Source organism: Ruegeria sp. YTSC199 (assembly GCF_059609725.1).
Map to the genome: position 1 here is coordinate 269,801 of NZ_JBXWMF010000003.1, position 17,039 is coordinate 286,839.

15 protein-coding genes and 1 riboswitch are annotated in these 17,039 nt (G+C 55.7%); of the genes, 3 read left to right on the forward strand and 12 right to left on the reverse strand.

Annotated elements, in window-relative coordinates:
• Positions 1-31 precede the first annotated feature (31 nt).
• From AC2FEE_RS04390 to AC2FEE_RS04405, 4 genes are read right to left on the reverse strand one after another with little or no spacing between them, the layout of a single operon-like run.
• Positions 32-1,756 (reverse strand): ShlB/FhaC/HecB family hemolysin secretion/activation protein, encoded by a 1,725-nt coding sequence (locus AC2FEE_RS04390; protein ID WP_496863305.1) that lies wholly within the window; start codon positions 1,754-1,756, stop codon positions 32-34.
• On the reverse strand, positions 1,756-2,277 hold the full coding sequence (locus AC2FEE_RS04395; RefSeq protein ID WP_496863306.1) for an invasion associated locus B family protein: 522 nt from the start codon (positions 2,275-2,277) through the stop codon (positions 1,756-1,758). The genes AC2FEE_RS04390 and AC2FEE_RS04395 overlap by 1 nt, the downstream gene beginning before the upstream one ends.
• On the reverse strand, positions 2,274-2,639 hold the full coding sequence (locus AC2FEE_RS04400) for a hypothetical protein (RefSeq protein WP_496863307.1): 366 nt from the start codon (positions 2,637-2,639) through the stop codon (positions 2,274-2,276). The genes AC2FEE_RS04395 and AC2FEE_RS04400 overlap by 4 nt, the downstream gene beginning before the upstream one ends.
• Positions 2,640-2,692: 53 nt before the next feature.
• Positions 2,693-3,505, reverse strand: coding sequence for a tetratricopeptide repeat protein (locus AC2FEE_RS04405; RefSeq protein WP_496863309.1), 813 nt, complete (start codon positions 3,503-3,505; stop codon positions 2,693-2,695).
• Between the two features lie 549 nt (positions 3,506-4,054).
• On the opposite strand from AC2FEE_RS04405, the gene AC2FEE_RS04410 reads away from it, so the two are divergent.
• Positions 4,055-4,381: a hypothetical protein gene (locus AC2FEE_RS04410; protein ID WP_496863310.1), complete on the forward strand. Its 327-nt coding sequence runs from the start codon at positions 4,055-4,057 to the stop codon at positions 4,379-4,381.
• Positions 4,382-4,585: 204 nt separating this feature from the next.
• On the opposite strand, the gene AC2FEE_RS04415 is transcribed toward AC2FEE_RS04410, so the two are convergent.
• The 6 genes from AC2FEE_RS04415 to AC2FEE_RS04440 form a co-directional block, all read right to left on the reverse strand.
• Positions 4,586-5,485, reverse strand: coding sequence for a metal ABC transporter solute-binding protein, Zn/Mn family (locus AC2FEE_RS04415; RefSeq protein ID WP_496863311.1), 900 nt, complete (start codon positions 5,483-5,485; stop codon positions 4,586-4,588).
• The gene (locus AC2FEE_RS04420; protein ID WP_496863313.1) at positions 5,482-6,384 is read right to left on the reverse strand and encodes a metal ABC transporter permease; all 903 of its coding nucleotides are present in this window, start codon (positions 6,382-6,384) and stop codon (positions 5,482-5,484) included. The genes AC2FEE_RS04415 and AC2FEE_RS04420 overlap by 4 nt, the downstream gene beginning before the upstream one ends.
• On the reverse strand, positions 6,377-7,135 hold the full coding sequence (locus AC2FEE_RS04425; RefSeq protein WP_496863314.1) for a metal ABC transporter ATP-binding protein: 759 nt from the start codon (positions 7,133-7,135) through the stop codon (positions 6,377-6,379). Before AC2FEE_RS04425 ends, AC2FEE_RS04420 begins: the two co-directional genes overlap by 8 nt.
• Positions 7,135-7,272: a hypothetical protein gene (locus tag AC2FEE_RS04430; protein WP_496863315.1), complete on the reverse strand. Its 138-nt coding sequence runs from the start codon at positions 7,270-7,272 to the stop codon at positions 7,135-7,137. The genes AC2FEE_RS04425 and AC2FEE_RS04430 overlap by 1 nt, the downstream gene beginning before the upstream one ends.
• Before the next feature lie 212 nt (positions 7,273-7,484).
• A riboswitch (cobalamin riboswitch) is annotated at positions 7,485-7,698 on the reverse strand.
• Between the two features lie 587 nt (positions 7,699-8,285).
• On the reverse strand, positions 8,286-10,658 hold the full coding sequence (locus tag AC2FEE_RS04435) for a thiamine pyrophosphate-binding protein (RefSeq protein ID WP_496863316.1): 2,373 nt from the start codon (positions 10,656-10,658) through the stop codon (positions 8,286-8,288).
• A 14-nt stretch (positions 10,659-10,672) separates the two neighbouring features.
• Entirely contained in the window at positions 10,673-11,872 is a 1,200-nt protein-coding gene (locus AC2FEE_RS04440) for a methionine gamma-lyase (protein WP_496863317.1), read from the reverse strand.
• A 115-nt stretch (positions 11,873-11,987) separates the two neighbouring features.
• Between AC2FEE_RS04440 and AC2FEE_RS04445 the strand changes: the two genes are divergently transcribed.
• On the forward strand, positions 11,988-12,443 hold the full coding sequence (locus tag AC2FEE_RS04445; RefSeq protein WP_496863319.1) for an Lrp/AsnC family transcriptional regulator: 456 nt from the start codon (positions 11,988-11,990) through the stop codon (positions 12,441-12,443).
• A 691-nt stretch (positions 12,444-13,134) separates the two neighbouring features.
• Positions 13,135-13,428: a LysR substrate-binding domain-containing protein gene (locus AC2FEE_RS04450; RefSeq protein ID WP_496863321.1), complete on the forward strand. Its 294-nt coding sequence runs from the start codon at positions 13,135-13,137 to the stop codon at positions 13,426-13,428.
• Between the two features lie 212 nt (positions 13,429-13,640).
• On the opposite strand, the gene AC2FEE_RS04455 is transcribed toward AC2FEE_RS04450, so the two are convergent.
• Together AC2FEE_RS04455 and pbfA are read right to left on the reverse strand one after the other, a co-directional pair.
• Positions 13,641-15,305, reverse strand: a complete 1,665-nt coding sequence (locus AC2FEE_RS04455; RefSeq protein ID WP_496863322.1) for a Na/Pi cotransporter family protein — start codon at positions 15,303-15,305, stop codon at positions 13,641-13,643.
• 198 nt (positions 15,306-15,503) lie between these two features.
• Complete coding sequence (gene pbfA / locus AC2FEE_RS04460) at positions 15,504-16,856, reverse strand: (R)-1-hydroxy-2-aminoethylphosphonate ammonia-lyase (protein WP_496863323.1); 1,353 nt, start codon at positions 16,854-16,856, stop codon at positions 15,504-15,506.
• Positions 16,857-17,039 lie beyond the last annotated feature (183 nt).

Below are 17,039 nucleotides of genomic sequence, written 5' to 3' on the forward strand. Positions count from 1 at the left end.
CCCAAATTACTTTGAACGGCCAGAAATCTCATCAGAACTGCAACCTCAAGCTGACGTATCCAACGGTCTTGTCGGACTCGAAGGCTGGGTTGGTATTAGGCGGGGAGTCCTCAGGGCGGCTCAACGCATGTGCCACCTGCATTTGCAAAGTTACCTGATTGTTCATGATGATATCGGCGCCAAGGCTGATACCAGCCAGGTGATCCTGAGACCAGCGGCGCAATGCTGACGGTTTGACATACCCGAAATCGAGACCGGCGTTCATGCGGACTTCAAATCGGTTCGCCTTGTAGGCACTCCATTCGACGGTGTTGCGCAAATAGATCCCGGTGTCGCCATAAAGGCTATTGTCGTGAAAACCCCGAACTGTGCTCCATCCGCCAATGCCGAACTGTTCGATCCCTGGTAGGATATCGTCCGAGTATTGCCCGGCCAATGTACCGCGATATGTAAGCCCACCTTTTCCAATCGGAGCAGAAAAATCTGCGCGGAGCTTCACAAGACGGAAATCCTGATCGATGACACTGAGTTCCGGAACATCGGCCCCCAGCGCATCGAGCCCGGTTTTCACGCCTATATTCCAGAACAGCCGACCCTGTCCGATGGTCTGTTCACCTCTCAGGCCCAGCGAGGCAATTGTCAGGCGCTGACGTTGACTGGTGATCTCGATGCCGTTGATCGAGGTTTTGGTTCTGTTCAGCTTCAGGTCACCATAGGCGTAAACCTTTGAGGTCTGGTTCCGCATCAACAAGCGCTCGGTCAGCAGGATCAGGTATTGGCTTCGCCCTTCTGTGACAAACGATTGGTTTATGCCTTGGGTGATAAACTGGTAATCGCTTGTTCCCAAATCCGCGTTGAACAGCCAGTTGCCCACCGGCAGACCCCAGTTGAGAGAGACAGAATCCGAATAGCGCTCACCACGTTCTTCAAGCGGGGTGGTGCTGATCCCGATCCTCAACTGGTCATTGAGGTTCAACCCGTTGTCGAGGCCAAAGGTGCTGGTACCTTTGACTCGGCCTGTGGATTCAAAACCGGAATTGTCGAACTGGAAATCCAGATACCATGGACGTCGATCCTGCACATCAACCTGGATGAACGACCCACCAGGCGTCTCGCCCGGTACCAGTTGAAACTGGCCGCTTGCCGACCGCGGGGCGTTGATATTCTCAAGGCCTTGCTCCAAGTCGCGCAGGTTCAGAAGGTCGCCGCGCTCGGTCGGGAAGGCTGCGCCCAGACGCGCATCCGCCGGCTTGCCGGACCCATAGACATAGCCTTCAATACGGCCCGGTACGATGGTGATCGCCAGAGACCCGTCTGCGATGTCCTGTTCCGGTACATAGGCGCGGGTCGTGATGAAGCCCAACTCCTGATAGAACGTATTGATCAGATTCAGCGTTTGCGCGATGTCAGCCGCCGTCGCACAGGTGCCGATCAGATCGCCATAGCCGTCGGGCTCACGCTTGAATGCTTCAAAGCCTTCTAGGTCAATGCTGCGGATCTCAAAACAGGGACCGCCTGGAGGAGGAACATAGAGGTCCGCCCCAGCGGTTTCGTCTTGTACCGCATCTTCACGTTCCTCAAACTCTCGACGACGTTGTTCTTGTTCTTCAGTCTGCTGGGTTTGTTGCTGCTGGATATCATTGCCTATGCGCCGTAAGTCATCCGGTAAGATGCTTTGCGCCAACGCCCCCGATGCCGATATCAAAAACAGTCCGGAAGCAATTGCTGCGGGTGAGACAAGAGAACGTAGGCCCATCAGTTGTCATCTCCCGTGCTGAAGCGCCTGAAGGCAGCTGTGAACCCGCGCAGCGACACAGGAAAATCAACGGCCTTGTCGCGGGCTGTCCAGACCCTGGCCTTCACATCCAGCCCTTCGCGAAAGGCCGTCAGGACGTCCCGGTCCATTCGAAACCCCGCATGGCACCCAAACTGATCGCAAACCTCGTAGAGAACCTTGAATGGTCGACGGTTGTCCACATGCAGTTCGATCCCCGGTGCGAGATAAACACCAACGGGGACCGTCATAACCGCATAGCTTTGGTCCGTTCCTTCATCTTCAGACACGCTCAGCAGGAATACAGGCGGGCCACTCTCTTCGGCGGCAACGCTCTGCATCATCTGGCAGTCGAAATCCTGCTCCACCGGTTGACACAGAACGCGCCAATCCGAAAACACTTCTTCCGTGGGCTGGGTACTTACTTCTTGCGCCAGTGCTGTGCAGTGGAACAGAGCTAAACTAATACTCGCGGCCAACAGGTATATGACACTGCTTCTCATGCGCACTCGAACCTGTACGTCATGCGAACATGCGGCGTGTTCACCGGAAAACTTGCTGTCTGGACCAATTGCCCGGCGGTCGCGTTCCATGTCTTCTGTGTGTATGTGGTTTGTTTGTCGAAAGGGGCGGAAACGGAACGGGACTTGATAGTCGCTGGTCCCGCACAAATCTCGTTGAATGCGTTCTGGCTGAACTTGTCTTGCTGACCCGCCTGGTTTTCACGAATCTCGACGTTTGCCAAATAGCTGCCGTCTCTTGAGCGAGAAACGCTATAGATTTCCTTGAGCTTCTCTGGAGAAGTCTCTGTGCAGCCGCTCAGAACACACAGAAGAACAGCGAGAATTTTTGCAATATTGTTCATGGTCGAGAGCAACAGACTGATTTGGCTGATATTCAAATTCGACTAGCCGCGCGCTACTGCGCGGCCTGATCAAGCGGTATCGCTGTCCAATCGCGGGCAAAACTTTGCGCCGCCGCCAGGTCTTCGCGATTTAGCTGTGCGTTCAAAGCATCTCTCAGCGCACGGGCCTCATCCATCCCCCGTGCAGACGCCAGGTTGGCATATCCATGCGCTTTGATGGGGTCCTGCTCCACGCCGTTTCCTGATTGATAGGCTTTAGCCAGTTCGAAGAGCCCTAACGGATTGCCCGCCGAACCGGTGCGCGAGAAATTCTCGAAGGCAGTCTCATAGCTCTGTTCAACACCTTGGCCATCGCGGTAGGCCTGTCCCAGATAATTAACTGCCGCGACATGGTTCTGCTTTGCGGCTTGCTGCCAGTAGGTCACAGCCTTGGCCGTATCCTGCTCTACGCCTTGTCCGTTCGCGAATAGTAGCCCGCAGTTGAATGCGCTGTTGGCATCGCCGGATTCAGCCGCTGCACAAATTAGCTCCGCAGCGCGTTGATAGTCCTGCAAGACCAATTCGCCATTCAGATACATTAAGCCAAGCCGGTTCCGCGCCAGAGCGCTGCCCTGATCTGCCGCTGCGCTATAGAGCTCGACAGCGCGAGGCATGTCGCGCTCGGTGCCTAAACCCATTTCAAACAAGCGTCCGATAAAAAAAGCACCATCAGCGTCACCGTCGTCAAACCCAGTCTGGAACTCCTCGACGGCGCCCGAAACATTACCAGCTTCAAGGGCGGCTATACCCGCAGGAACGTCTGCAGATGTGACACACGCAATAGATGCATAAACAACTCCGCCAAAAGCGATCCTCAAAATACGCATTCCGTAACCTTTTGTTTATTTTATTAACTTCTGGCTAACAAAGGTTTCAGCACACGTTAAGGGGGAAAATAGAATCTAATCTCACTAATATGTTGCGCGCCTTAGGTCTGTGGTCGCAATGTGGCAACTCGTGTCGAATAGAGGGTTGAGCGGTCAGTTTATCGCCACATTTCCACACACGAAATCAATACGTCTGAGCTATTAGCTAAGCGAATTGTGAGTTGATTGGTGGATCAGGGACTTCCGTCGAATCACATCGCCAAGTTTTGACGCATTTTCTTCAGATTTCGCCGGGACCTTCACTACGGAGACAGCTGTAATTTCCAAATGTGGAGTCAGATCAACCGCACCGAATAGTAACATAGAGGTTGGTAAATGTGGGGCAAATCGACCATTCAGTAGATCGAACGGATTCCCTCGACTTCCACCAAAGGCCCAACTCCAATTTTTCGGGGATGAGAATGCTGTCGCTTCCTGAATTCCGTACGGCGCCGCTGCGGTATTCCCAATGTGCAGTGCTCTTTCCGAAAAGCTTTGTAGAATTCCAATGTGACCAATTCATTTAACAGCCGCGGCGTGGCGTTTTGTGATCTGCTCCAACGCGCTGCAGATTCTCTCAGGACCGTCGGCCAAAACCTGAAATCCGCCCACAAAGACCCTGCGACGTTCAAACTTGGGAAAGATATCGGCGCTCTGCATGGCGGTTGTGTAAGAGCAAAATTCGGTACAACGCCGGGATGGACAGCACATCGCACCATAAAGAGCTTTATTGACGGTAAACCCGTCGAGGCACTTAGGTATCGATTTCGTCGGGTCTTTCCGCAATTGAAGAATGTGAGTCCGCGTGCAAAATCTGATCAATGTTCTGGCGGATGAGGTATGTCACATCCAACCGGATGTTACCGTGCACCTAGGGTTTGAACCTACCATTCGCTGCTTGAGCAAATTCATCGGATGAACGAGTTCAAAGATCGCGGACAAAGAGGATACTGTTGGGCAGCCTCGACGCGGCTGCCCTGTAGATAAAGTGTGGAGCGGTTCTCGGCGGTCATTTCGAGAACCAACTCGTAAGAAATCGCTTTAGCTGGCTGCTTCTTGGGACAGAGCTTCCAGCAGTGTGCCCAGGTTATGCTGGAACATTGCCAAGTAGCTGGTCGCCGGGCCACCACGTTCGGACAGGGCGTCCGAAAACAGACGGCCGCCGATCTCAATGCCGGTTTCGTCCGAAATCTGTTGGACCAGAGCGGGGCTGGTGATGTTTTCAACAAACAGTGCTGCCACGCCCTCGGCTTTCAGCTGGTCGATCAGAACAGCAAGCTCTCGCGCCGAAGGTTCTGCCTCGGTATCGATACCGACAGGTGCCAGAAATTTCATTCCGTACGCATCCGCCAGATAGCCGAACGCGTCATGTGCCGTCACCACAGTGCGGCGATCTGCGGGCAGGTCAGCCAGCTTGGCTTTGGTTTCCGCATCCAGGGCTTCCAACTCGGCGATATAGGAATCGGCATTGGCGGCGATCTGGTCGGCGTGTTCGGGCATCGCTTCTTTCATCGCGTCTGCCACGTTGGTAACGTAAACCACACCATTCGACAGAGAGTTCCACGCATGGGGATCGATTTCACCATCGACCTTGACCGGGGTGACGCCCTCGGTTGCGACATGCACGGTTGCTTCGGTGCCTGATTCCGAGATCAAAGTGTCAGACCATGTCTCAAAACCCAGGCCATTGACAAAGATGATATCCGCTTCGGCCACAGCCTTCGCATCGGCGACCGACGGCTGATAGACATGCGCATCGGCGTCGGGGCCCACGATGGTCGTAACAGCGGCCAGATCGCCGACAACCTCTTCGACCATGTTGCCGAGAATCGAGAAGCTGGCGACGATCTTTACATCGTCTTTACCAGCCACGGCCGGGAATGCGACCAGAGCGAGGGATGCCGAGGCGACGCTGGCATAAAAGGAATTCCTAAGAGTCATTGTGCTCTCTCTTCTTGTGGAACTTGCGCAACGGGAATGTTTTTTGAAACGGACGGTTTGCGCAGCCGCCCGCCAAAACCAAGCGGGCCGAATATGGCCGAGAACAGGAAAAACGCGCCGGCAACCAGCACGATGGCCGGACCCGAGGGCGTGTCGGGGAACAGGTAGGACAGGGTCAGACCGATCCAGCAACTGGACAAGGCGAATATGAAGCCCAAAACCAGCTGGACGGTGATCGTACTGGCCCAATAACGGGCCGCAGTCGCGGGCAGGATCATCAGGCCAACGGCCATCAGCGTACCCAGTGTTTTGAATGCGGCCAGCAGGTTCAGAACCAGCAACAGCATGAAACCCTGATCGACCAACCAGGGGCGGCGGGTCTGGGTCTCAAAAAACACAGGATCGCAGGTGCTGACTATCAGGGGGCGCAACAGGAAGGCGAACGCCACCAGCGTCACCGTCGCAACGCCTCCCACAAGCAGCATCGAGGCATCGTCTATCCCAAGGATCGAGCCAAAGAGAAAGCTTTTCAGCGGAACGGCGGACCCAGCTGCGGACAGGATAAAAATGCCCACTGCCAGCGCGATCAAGTAGAGCGACGCAAGGCTGGCATCACTACGCAAAATGGTCCGGCGGGCCAGCAGCGCTGTCAGGATGGCGACGCCGACCCCGGCGATCAATCCTCCAATCAGCAGGGACATGACTGACAGCCCCGCTGTGACAAAGCCAATGACAATACCGGGCGTGATCGCGTGGGCCATTGCCTCACCCGCAAGCGACAGTCGGCGCAGGACAAGGAACGCCCCCACCGGCGCGACCGACGCTGACAAGACCGTGGTTGCCACAAAAGCACGGCGCATGAAGGCAAAGCTCCACATTTCAGTGAGGAGGTCAAACATGCGCGGTCTCCGCTGTGGGTGGATTGCTTCGAAACATCCAGGAGGCTTGGCTTTCGGACAGGTACCCCTGTGCGACCAGCCTGTCGGGGGTCAGGACGTCATTCACTGTGCCATGGGTGGCTTCCTGCCCGCCCAGCAGCAGAGTGTGGCTGCAGTGGTCCAGAACCGATGACAGATCATGCACCACCAGCACTACGGCACGACCTTCGTCGCGCCAGCGGCGGATGATCGACAGAAGATGCGCCTCGGTGCTTTGGTCTACGGCGGCAAAGGGTTCGTCCAGCAGGATCAATGGGGCGTTCTGCATGATGACCCGCGCGAACAAAGCGCGCTGAAGTTGACCACCCGACAGCATGTGTAGGGGGCGGTCGGCAATATCCAGAACGCCGGCCTCGTCCAGCGCCGCCGTCATCCGGTCGCGTGCGGTACTGTCCAGCCCCGAGCGGAAACCAAACCCGCGCCACGCGCCCATCGCGGCCAGATCGCGCACGCGAATGGGAAAACGTCGGTCGAACTCGGTCATTTGCGCCAGATATCCGATTTCGGCCGGGCGGCCCTTGGGCCAGTTGAGATTGCCCGAGAGCGGATCCATCAGACCCAGTAGCATTTTGACAAAGGTGCTTTTGCCCGACCCGTTCGCCCCCAGAACGGCCAGAGTTGTGCCAGCGTCGATATCCATGGACAGGCGCCGGAACAATGTCAGGTCGCGGTAACCAAGAGTAAGATCGCGGATTTGAAGAACGGCCGACATCAAATCACCGAAACTATTGCCAGCCACAGCAAGGCAGACAGGGTCAAAGCGCCGCCAACCAACACTGGTATGCTGAATTCGGTCAGGCAGCGGCCCCGTTGCGAACCGGCGCTAAAATCCGTTGCGCGCCGGGTCATCGGGTTTCTCCCGCGTCTAATGCGGAGGTGTAGCTAAAAAGCTCTGGTGAGGGGACGATGACCCCGTAGATTGCGCAGGGTCGGGCTTCAGATTTCTGCAATGACAACGGCATCGCCTCCTCCGTTTGTGCGAGGGCGAAGCGAGTGCAAGTCTTTGGACGGCAAAGGCCGTTTGAAACATTGTCATCTCCCTCTGGGACACCCCGCCCAGGTTCATTCATAGTCGGATGGCAGGTCTCCTGACTTGCGGGTCAACGCTGTCCCGATCCTTCCCAGGCAAATGCCCAGTGGACGATCTCGGGTCGCTCACCGCCTACAGTTGCGGGGGCAGTCACGGATTTGGCCTCTTTAACAGGGACCGCACCGTATTCCCTTTTATCCCGGATCGCACAAAGCGGTCGGGAACCATCGCGGGCACCAAACACGATTCATGTTGATTCTCCAAGCGCTCAATTTAGCATTGAAAGCAAAAAGGGGTTGGGTGCCGCAGAACACTCGACAAATCTCTGGCATTCCGATTTGACGTCTCAGCCTAGGATCGATCAAATTGCAGCCGTCTTAGTTGCGACTACGGCAGCCGCCTTTTTTAAGTTACTGGAACCTTCGTGGTGAATAAAACAAATGAGCGGCACCTCTGTAAGCGCAAACCAAAACCGTTCTGAAGCGAGCAGCTTTGATGCCCTGGTTGGTCTAAAGCTGCCGTCCACCGCGCGGCTTGGATAGACGCGTGATCAACTGCTGCGGCTCAGATTTTCCCATAGCTTCATCCATCGATGCTGACCGCGGTCACCAATCCCGCTTTAGTTAAACGTAGTCCCAACGGAACTTGTTTTCTTTGCTATTGGGCGCGCTAGTGCCGTCGGTCGTATCCAATTAGCGATGGGTAATCAATCCAACCAGATGTGCCAAACACTCTCTTAATTTAAGCCGTTCTTGGTTCCAAAAACTCTGACAACGGACCATTTTTAGTCAAAGGAGCGCTGTTCTCTGTATTTTTACCTAATTCCACCCATCTACGCTCGGTGAAGAGCCTTGCCTTGGGTTAGACCATTCACTTTCTCCAGAATAGCGTCTGCGTCTATGCAATGGTGGCGATAAAGATCGTCGATCGTTCCGGTCTGGCCAAAATGCTCGACCCCCATTGGAATGGTCTGATGTCCAAGCACAGCCCCCAGCCAGGAAAGAGTCGCAGGATGACCATCGATAACAGTGACAAGCTTGCAATGGGTCGGCAGGCCGGACATCAGGGTTTCGATATGAGAGCGTGCCGACCGGTTACCACGAGAGCGCGCTCGTTGAGCGGCGGTCCATCCGGCATTCAGCCGATCTGCCGATGTCACGGCCAAAACACCTATATCGCGACGACCCTCGCCAATCAGACCGGCAGCCTTGATTGCCTCCGGTGCGACTGCGCCTTGATAGGCGATTACGACTTCGCAATTGGGTCCTGGTTTTCGCAACCAATAGGCCCCGTCGATGGCACCTTGGCGAAACTCGTTGTCGACACGTTTGCCGGGCTGTTCAATCGGGTTGGTCGTCAGGCGCAGATAGACAGACCCTCCGGTTTCATCACGTAGCCAGGTGCGCTCGTTCGGTTGCCCTTCGCCGTTGCGCTGCATGTAGTCAAAGGTCCACTCCATAATCACCGCCAGTTCGTCGGCAAAGGCGGGCTCAAAAGCGGCCAGCCCGTCTTGGCTCATCCCGATGAGCGGTGTTCCGATGGATTGATGTGCTCCACCTTCGGGTGCGAGTGTGACACCCGATGGTGTGCCAACCAACATGAAGCGCGCGTCCTGATAACAGGCGTAATTCAGAGCATCGAGGCCGCGGCTGACGAATGGATCATAGACGGTGCCAATTGGGATCAGCCTCTTACCGAAAAGGGAATGCGATAGACCCGCCGCACCCAGAAGCAACATGAGATTCATTTCGGCGATACCAAGCTCGATATGCTGCCCTTCTGGCGTGAACTCCCATTTCGCCGTCGAAGGGATCCGATGGTCTATGAAGGCGTCGGCTTGCTGGGATCGGGCAAACAACTTGCGCCGGTTTACCCATGGGCCAAGGCTTGTCGTGCCTGTCACATCTGGGGACGTGGTCGCAATGCGCTCAGCCAGTGGGCTGTCGCCTTTTGATAGATCGTCAAGGATCTTGCCAAACGCCATCTGGGTCGAGATTTCGCGAGCAGTGTCGATCTCGATAGGCGGTACTTCCAGCTTGTCATCAAAGTAGCGGCGCGGACCTTTGGCAAAGAACGGAGTGTTCGCCAGAAAACCCTTGAGCGTGTCTGGGTCTTGCACCGTCGCAAGTGGCTCCCATTCTTCGCCCTTCGGCACGCCCATGTGCGACTGCCACGCGGCAAACTGGCTGTTGTTCATCAGCCCGCCGTGATTGTCCTTGTGGCCTGCAATGGGGGTGCCCCATCCTTTGACGGTGTAGGCTAGGAAACATGTTGGGCGATCATGATCGATGGCGGCAAATGCCTGGGCCATGGTCTCGACGCAGTTGCCGCCAAGGTTTTCCATCAAGGCAGCAAGTTCCGCGTCCGTGCGCCGTTCGATCAGAGCAGTCACATCCCCCTGATCCCCCAGATCGTCCAAAAGACGCTGACGCCAGTTCGCGCCACCCATGAAAGTAAAAGCGGAGTAGTCCTGGTTGGGGCAAGCATCGATCCAGTCACGCAGGCGGTTGCCGCCGGGCTCTTCAAAAGCCGCGCGTTGCAGGACCCCGTGTTTTAGACGAACGACATCCCAACCGAACGCATCGAAGATTTTCTCGATCCGTTCAAACAATCCTTCCCGGACGATACCGTCTAGTGACTGTCGGTTGTAATCGATGATCCACCACGTGTTACGCAGATCGTTCTTCCAACCTTCCTGCAACGCCTCATAAACGTTGCCTTCATCCAGTTCAGCATCGCCCACGAGGGCCACCATACGCCCCATTGGGGCGTCCGAGCCCCAGCTTTTGGCCTTGATGTAGTCCTGAATGATCGAGGCAAACGAGGTGATCGCGACACCCAGACCCACTGATCCGGTCGAGAAATCAACATCGTCAATATCCTTGGTCCGGCTGGGATAACTTTGCACACCCCCGAATCCGCGAAAACTCTCCATCTTCTCGCGCGTTTGATTGCCCATGAGATACTGCATCGCATGGAAAACCGGAGAGGCATGGGGTTTGACTGCAACCCGGTCCTCTGGGCGTAAGGCCGAGAAGTAGAGCGCGGTCATGATCGATACCATCGAAGCAGACGAAGCCTGATGGCCACCGATCTTGATCCCATCCACCTTTGGTCGGACATGGTTGGCATGGTGGATCATCCAATGCGACAACCACAGCAGGCGCTGTTCGACGATCTTCAGTTGGGTGGGATCGATGTGCATGGTGGTCTCCGGGATCAGGCGGCGCTGCGGGCAGGGTAGGGCAAAGCTTGCTCTAGGTCTGCAAGGATGTCTTCGACATCCTCCAGCCCGACGGACAGACGGATCAGGCCATCGCTGATCCCATGCTCCGCCCGCTCTTCCGGCGTATACGTCGAATGGGTCATGGATGCTGGGTGTTGGATCAGCGATTCTGCATCGCCCAAGGATACCGCGCGCTGGATCATGTTCAGGCGGTTCATGAATTCAATCCCACCGGACAGGCCGGACTTGATTTCAAACGCTATCATGGCGCCGGGTTGGGACATCTGGCGCTGCGCGACATCGTATTGGGCGAAACTCTCAAGCCCGGGGAAGTAAACCTCGCCGACGGCGGAATGTGCTTTGAGGAAATCTGCAACGACCTTGGCGGACGCACAGTGACGATCCAGCCGCAGGTTCAGTGTTTTCAGACCTCGCAGGATCAGCATCGCGTTGAACGGGGCCATTACCGCGCCGGTCATGTCCTTCATCCCAACCAGACGGATCTCAGAAATCTGTTCGGTGGTCCCTACAACCAGGCCAGCGACCACGTCGCCATGCCCGCCGAGGTACTTGGTAGCGGAGTGCAGAACAATGTCAGCCCCGTGCTCGATCGGGCGGGTCAGATACGGGCTGGCATAGGTGTTGTCGACGACAACCGTGGCACCGACCGAGTGCGCAATTTCGGCGCTGGCGGCGATGTCCACCAAGCGCATGTTCGGATTGGCCGGAGTTTCGAAATAGACAACGCGGGTATTGTCGGAAACAGCCGCTTTCAGGTTGTCAGGGTCTGTCATGTCGACATGAGTGATCGTGACCCCCCATTTCGCCAATCCGTGACGCATGAAGGCGAACGTGCAGCCATAAAGCGTTTTGTCGACGATTACCTCATCACCCGGCGACAGGAGTGTCCAAAGCACCGCAGTGATCGCCCCCATGCCGCTTGAAAGAGCCAGCCCAGCCTCGGCCCCCTCAAGCACGGCAATGCGTTGTTCAAGAAGGTCGCATGTAGGGTTTGAAATACGGCTGTAGATATGACCTTCACGCTCACCGGCGAACATCTCGCCACCTGCTTCTGCGGTTTCAAAAGTAAACGTGGACGTCAAATGCAGCGGTGGTGTCAGCGCGCCGTCATTTTCCAGAGGGTTATAAGCGTGGTGAATGGCGCGGGTGGCAAATCCGGTTGAACGAGTCATTGCAAGCTCCTGATTCATGTTGAAGCCAGTTTGCGCCTTTACTTTGGGAAAATGGTTGCGAAAAATACCAACATGTGCGGCAAAATTGGCAGATTCTGCTAACTAAGGGGAGCAAATGGACGCTAAGGACAGACAGATCATTCGAGCGTTGCAGCGAGATGGGCGCATGACGAACCAGGATCTCGCTGACGAAGTGAACTTGTCTCCCTCACCGTGTTTGCGCCGTGTCAAAAACCTTGAAGCCAACGAAGTGATTAAAGGATACAGTGCTGATGTTGACGCTGCCGCATATGGGATGGCCATTACCGTCTTCGTGCGTATCCGGTTAGAGCGGCACAATGAAACGGACGTTCAGAACTTCGAAAAGCGTGTTCGGATGATCGACGAAGTTCTTGAATGCCACGTGCTGACCGGCGCAATGGACTACCAGTTGCGGGTATTGGTATCGGATCTCGAGGCATACGAGGAATTTATTCGCCACCGAATTCATCCGATCGGTGGAATAGCCTCGATCGATACCAGCTTTGTCTATGGAACGGTAAAAAAGACCGCTGTTTTTCCGCCTGGATAGATAGGCCGAGTTAGACTGGGTTGATCTCAAACGGCTAAGCATTTTGGTTGTTTGTTTTTTCGCAACAATTTCCCATTGTCAGGCTCGCTACAGAGAAGCCATGCAGCGCGTGCCGCGACACTTTTGAGAAGACAGCGATGACTTAGAAACCATACGAAAAACAAGTTTGGCGAAATACGTTGAGCACCTGGCGCTCGAACGGAAATCGACTAATAGCCAGACTGAGGGTGCGGGACAGGCCGGCTATGTGAACCAAAACATGATCACGATGATCAAGCGGAGTCGGTCCAAGGTGGCGCTCGATCGCGTTCCGGCTCTGGCTGTTGCGTTGGACGCGGACCCTGCTTTCGCTAGGCAGCTAGCCTTGGAGCAGGCGATTGGTCGGCCAGCGGTTGCGGCGGTCGTAGAAGTATTCGGCTCCCTCGTCACAATGAATGATGTTGTTGGCTGCAGGCGATCCGCGAGGTGAGCAACAACAAAGATCCACGGCCGACTATGCGTCGTGTGCAGTTCCTGCGCTTCTCAGCAGAGAAATCAAGCTACTGGAAGAGAGTCTGGGAACCGTCCTTCGCACCAGAACGACCCGATCCATGCCAATGACTTACATCGGCAGTCCTTCTTGTCAGGACGCAAATGGAACCCACGATGCGGAAAAAAAACGGAGCAAACCATCAGTTAAGATTCGAGCGCGGTGCGTGGACACCTTTGGGTGAATGCATCAGGCTCTTTCGGCCAGACCGATATAGCACCGATGCTTCCCGAGTTTTTAGAAGCCTATCCCGACCTGCGATTTACGCTTTCTATAGACGACAATGTGATAGAAATGATCGAGGCCGGGTTCGATCTGTCGATACGCATCCGCGCCGTGATGCCGGATGCGGCCCTTGTTGTTCGACGGATCGGTGTGATGCGGCAGCGGATATTTGCGTCGCCAGACTATTTGGAGAGATGCGGAACACCGAGCCAACCTGCGGAGCCTTGGTGAGAGTTCTACCTGACCACGAGATGCCCGCGCCGGAAGTAATTGCCGTTACAGCATTTCGCTTGGGGATGGACGCAATGGTCACAGCCCTGAGAGGTTTCCTATGTCACGTTTATTCATCATTGCGCAAGGCGTCGCCTGAGCCTTTCCAACTGAACTGGTCCACCACTAAGGTTAGGAAACGGAGGTCCAAGAATAGCAAACAAGATACCTCGCTAATCGGCTATTTCCTTAATCAATCGTGTTTCAAGCAATTGGCCATTCCGGTACAGGACTGGATACGCAACAGACGCGATGTGACTGTTGAATTCGCGAAACGCGCGCAACGTTTCCAGATGAATATCGCTGGTATCGAAGCTTTCCGTTGTCCCGCGCTGTAACCGGCGTAGATGTCGTTTCCGGCTCTCACGCTCTACCCGCTTAATTTCGGTTTTCTCCAGGCTCAGAAGCCGCGCGCTTTCCAGATCGTCCGAGATAAGTACATTCGATGCCAGCTTCATATTAGCCAGAATACCCTCGTGCATCTGAACCAGTTCCGACCAGCCTTCCTGCGAGAAACTCGAGCCCTTGGCTCGTATTTCACTTGCCAACACGGTTAGGCGCTTTGCCACAACGTCACCCGCCGTTTCAAGCCGGATCGCAATTTCCATAAGGTCGCGCGCGGTTTTTGCATCCTGTTTTTCATAGAGTTCCGCGGGCATTGCGGCAACAAAGGTCCGAATCCCTGACAGGCACTGGTTTACGCCCTCGTCAATGGCCTGAACGGACCGGATCTGTTCTTTGTCTCCGCTGCGATACAGTTCAAGGACGGGGCGGAACATGGTTTCGACAAGATCGCTCATCCGCAGCAGTTCTCGTTTGAGGCTAGGTATGGCCTGGCTGGGGACCGCGGTACTTTTCATGTCCAACGCGCTAACCGGTCTTGTGGATTGAGTACGCGGTTCTTTCTTCTGATCCGGCAGGAGCGTTTCAAACAGTTTCTGCAAACGGCCACAAAACGGAAGCGCCAGAACCAGAAGCGACAGATTGAAGGCAATATGGGTGTTGACGAGCATCTGGCCTCCTTGCGGGTCGCCCAAAAGCCCGATGCGTAGGACCATATTTGCCGCAAACAGGGTAATCAAAGCCCAACTGCCCCGCAGCGTCAGATTGGCGTAGGGTATCCGCCTGGCCGTCACAGGCATCCCACGTGTCAACCAGACCGGAATGAAGGCCGAACCGAAATTCGCGCCAATGACTAGCGACATGCCCGCAGCAAACGGGATCGCGCCAATCTGTACAAGCGTTACGCACATAAGAATAGCCGCGACCGACGAATGCATCACAAAGGCCAGTGCTCCACCGACAAGGAAGGCGGTGATATAGTCGCGTGCCAGGTAATCGGCCACGGCAGGCAGAAACGCGCTGTCGCGGATAGGATCCATCGCTTCTCGCAGGAACCTAAGTGAGATCAGGATAAAGGCCACACCCATTAGGATACGTCCCAGCTGTCGGGCTTTCTTGGCTTCGGTCTTGACGAACAGATAGCCGCCGATGGCCAACAGTAAGGGAACAAGCCAGTCCAGTTTGAACGACAGGATCTGAATGATCAGAGCTGAGCCCAGATCGCCGCCCAGAACAATGGCCAGCCCAGCCGGAAAGCTGAGCATTCCACTGGCAGCAAAGCCCGAGCTTAACAGGGCTACAGCGGCCGAGCTTTGCAGCACCATTGCCATCACCACGCCCACCAGCGAGGCTTGCAAGTAACTGCGCTGCTGCGTCATCACCCGCTGGAACGACGCGCCATAGCTGCGTTCGATCCCGGTACGCACCATGCGCACCGCAAAAAGCAGTAGCATGGTTGCCCCGGCCAGACTGATCACAAAGGTGACAATTGCCATACTTCACTCCGACTGCAAACTCGGCTCAGGTCATCGCAGTTTTCATTCGAGACCCCGCAAATAGTGTTTCTTCTAACACGTCATCGCGCGCGGGCGTTCCAGTCGATTCTGCAGTACTGCTTTCATTTAGGCACTGATCCATATGGCCGCCGCTTATTCGTTTAATCCTACATTGCCCGGCGGATGTGGTTCAGCGGGTCAAATCTCGTCTTCGATTGCAGCAACAACGATGTCGATCGCCCGGTCCAACTCCGCTTGGGAAATTATCAGCGGCGGCGACAGGGTCAGCACGCATCCCTGGCTGATCTTGTAGCTCAGCCCCGCCTCAAGACAGGCGTAATAGATCCGTTCCGCGCGGGCATTTGCCGGCGCCTTGGTGGCGCGGTCTTCGACAATCTCGATCCCGAACATAAGGCCACGGCCCCGGATATCTCCGACGATGGGAACATTCTGCAGCGCATCAATCAGGCGGGTCGTTGCGTGTTCGCCCAACTTTGCTGCGCGCTCGACCAATCCCTCATCCTCGATGATCTGCAGCGTGGTTAAGGCGGCGCGGGCGGTCACTGGGTTCTTTTCATGTGTGTAATGCCCGATGGCAAAATCTCCGCACACATCCAGGTTCTTGCGTGCAATGCAGGCGGCGATGGGCAGGATACCTCCGCCCATTGATTTGCCGATGGTGACAATGTCAGGAATGATCTCGTCATGCTCGAACGAAAACATACGCCCAGTCTTACCCAGGCCGGTCGGGATCTCGTCCAGGATCAGCAACGCGCCATGGTTGTCGCAGATTTCGCGCACTCGTTTCCAGAAACCCGGAGGCGGCACGATGGGGACCGCGCGCATCGCTTCGGCCACCACGGCGCAGATGTCGCCTTCGCGTTCCAATACATAGTCGATCATGTTGGCACAGGCTTCGGCACTGGCCTCAAGCGTTGTGTGCCCATAGGGGCAACGGGTAGGGTGGAATGGTGCCACATGCTCGGTTCCCGGCAATAGTGGACCTGCGATATGGCTGCGGAACGTGGCCTCGCCACCAACGCTTGCCGCACCAAAACCCGCGCCATGGAATGCGTCCCAGAAGCTGAGCGTTTTGAACCGGCCTGTTGCGGCGCGGGCGATTTTCAGGGCCACTTCATTGGCGTCCGAGCCGCCGGTGGTGAACAACACCTTGCCCAGATCACCGGGGGTGATGGCAATCAGCTTTTCGGCCAGTTCCACCGCCGGGTCATTGGTGAAGCGGCGTGGGGCAAAGGGCAGGTCATCCAGTTGATCCTTGATCGCCTGCACCAACCGAGGATGGCCATAGCCGATGTGATGCACCGAATTGCCATGGAAGTCCATGTAGCGGCGACCATCCATGTCCTCGATCCAGATGCCTTCTGCCCGGGCAATCGTGCTGACACAGGGGCTGGACAGGGATTGATGCAGAAAAACATCCGCGTCACGCTTCAGCAAAGGCGATGATTTGGGCCCAATGGACTTCTTCAGCCATGCTTTGCGTGCTTCCGAAGTATTTGATTCCCCTTCGGTATGGACAATCTGTGGCATTTCCGCTCCTCGCTGTCGCTTTGGAAAAGATGCGGACCGAGAAAGGTCCGCAAGTTCCAGGGAGATATATCTGAGGCCCCTCCCGAGAACGGAAGGGGTAGGAATGTCAGTCTGGCCAGGGCAGGGAATATGTTTTGACGTTTGTGAAGAACTTCATCGCTTCGATGACGCCTTCCTTGACGC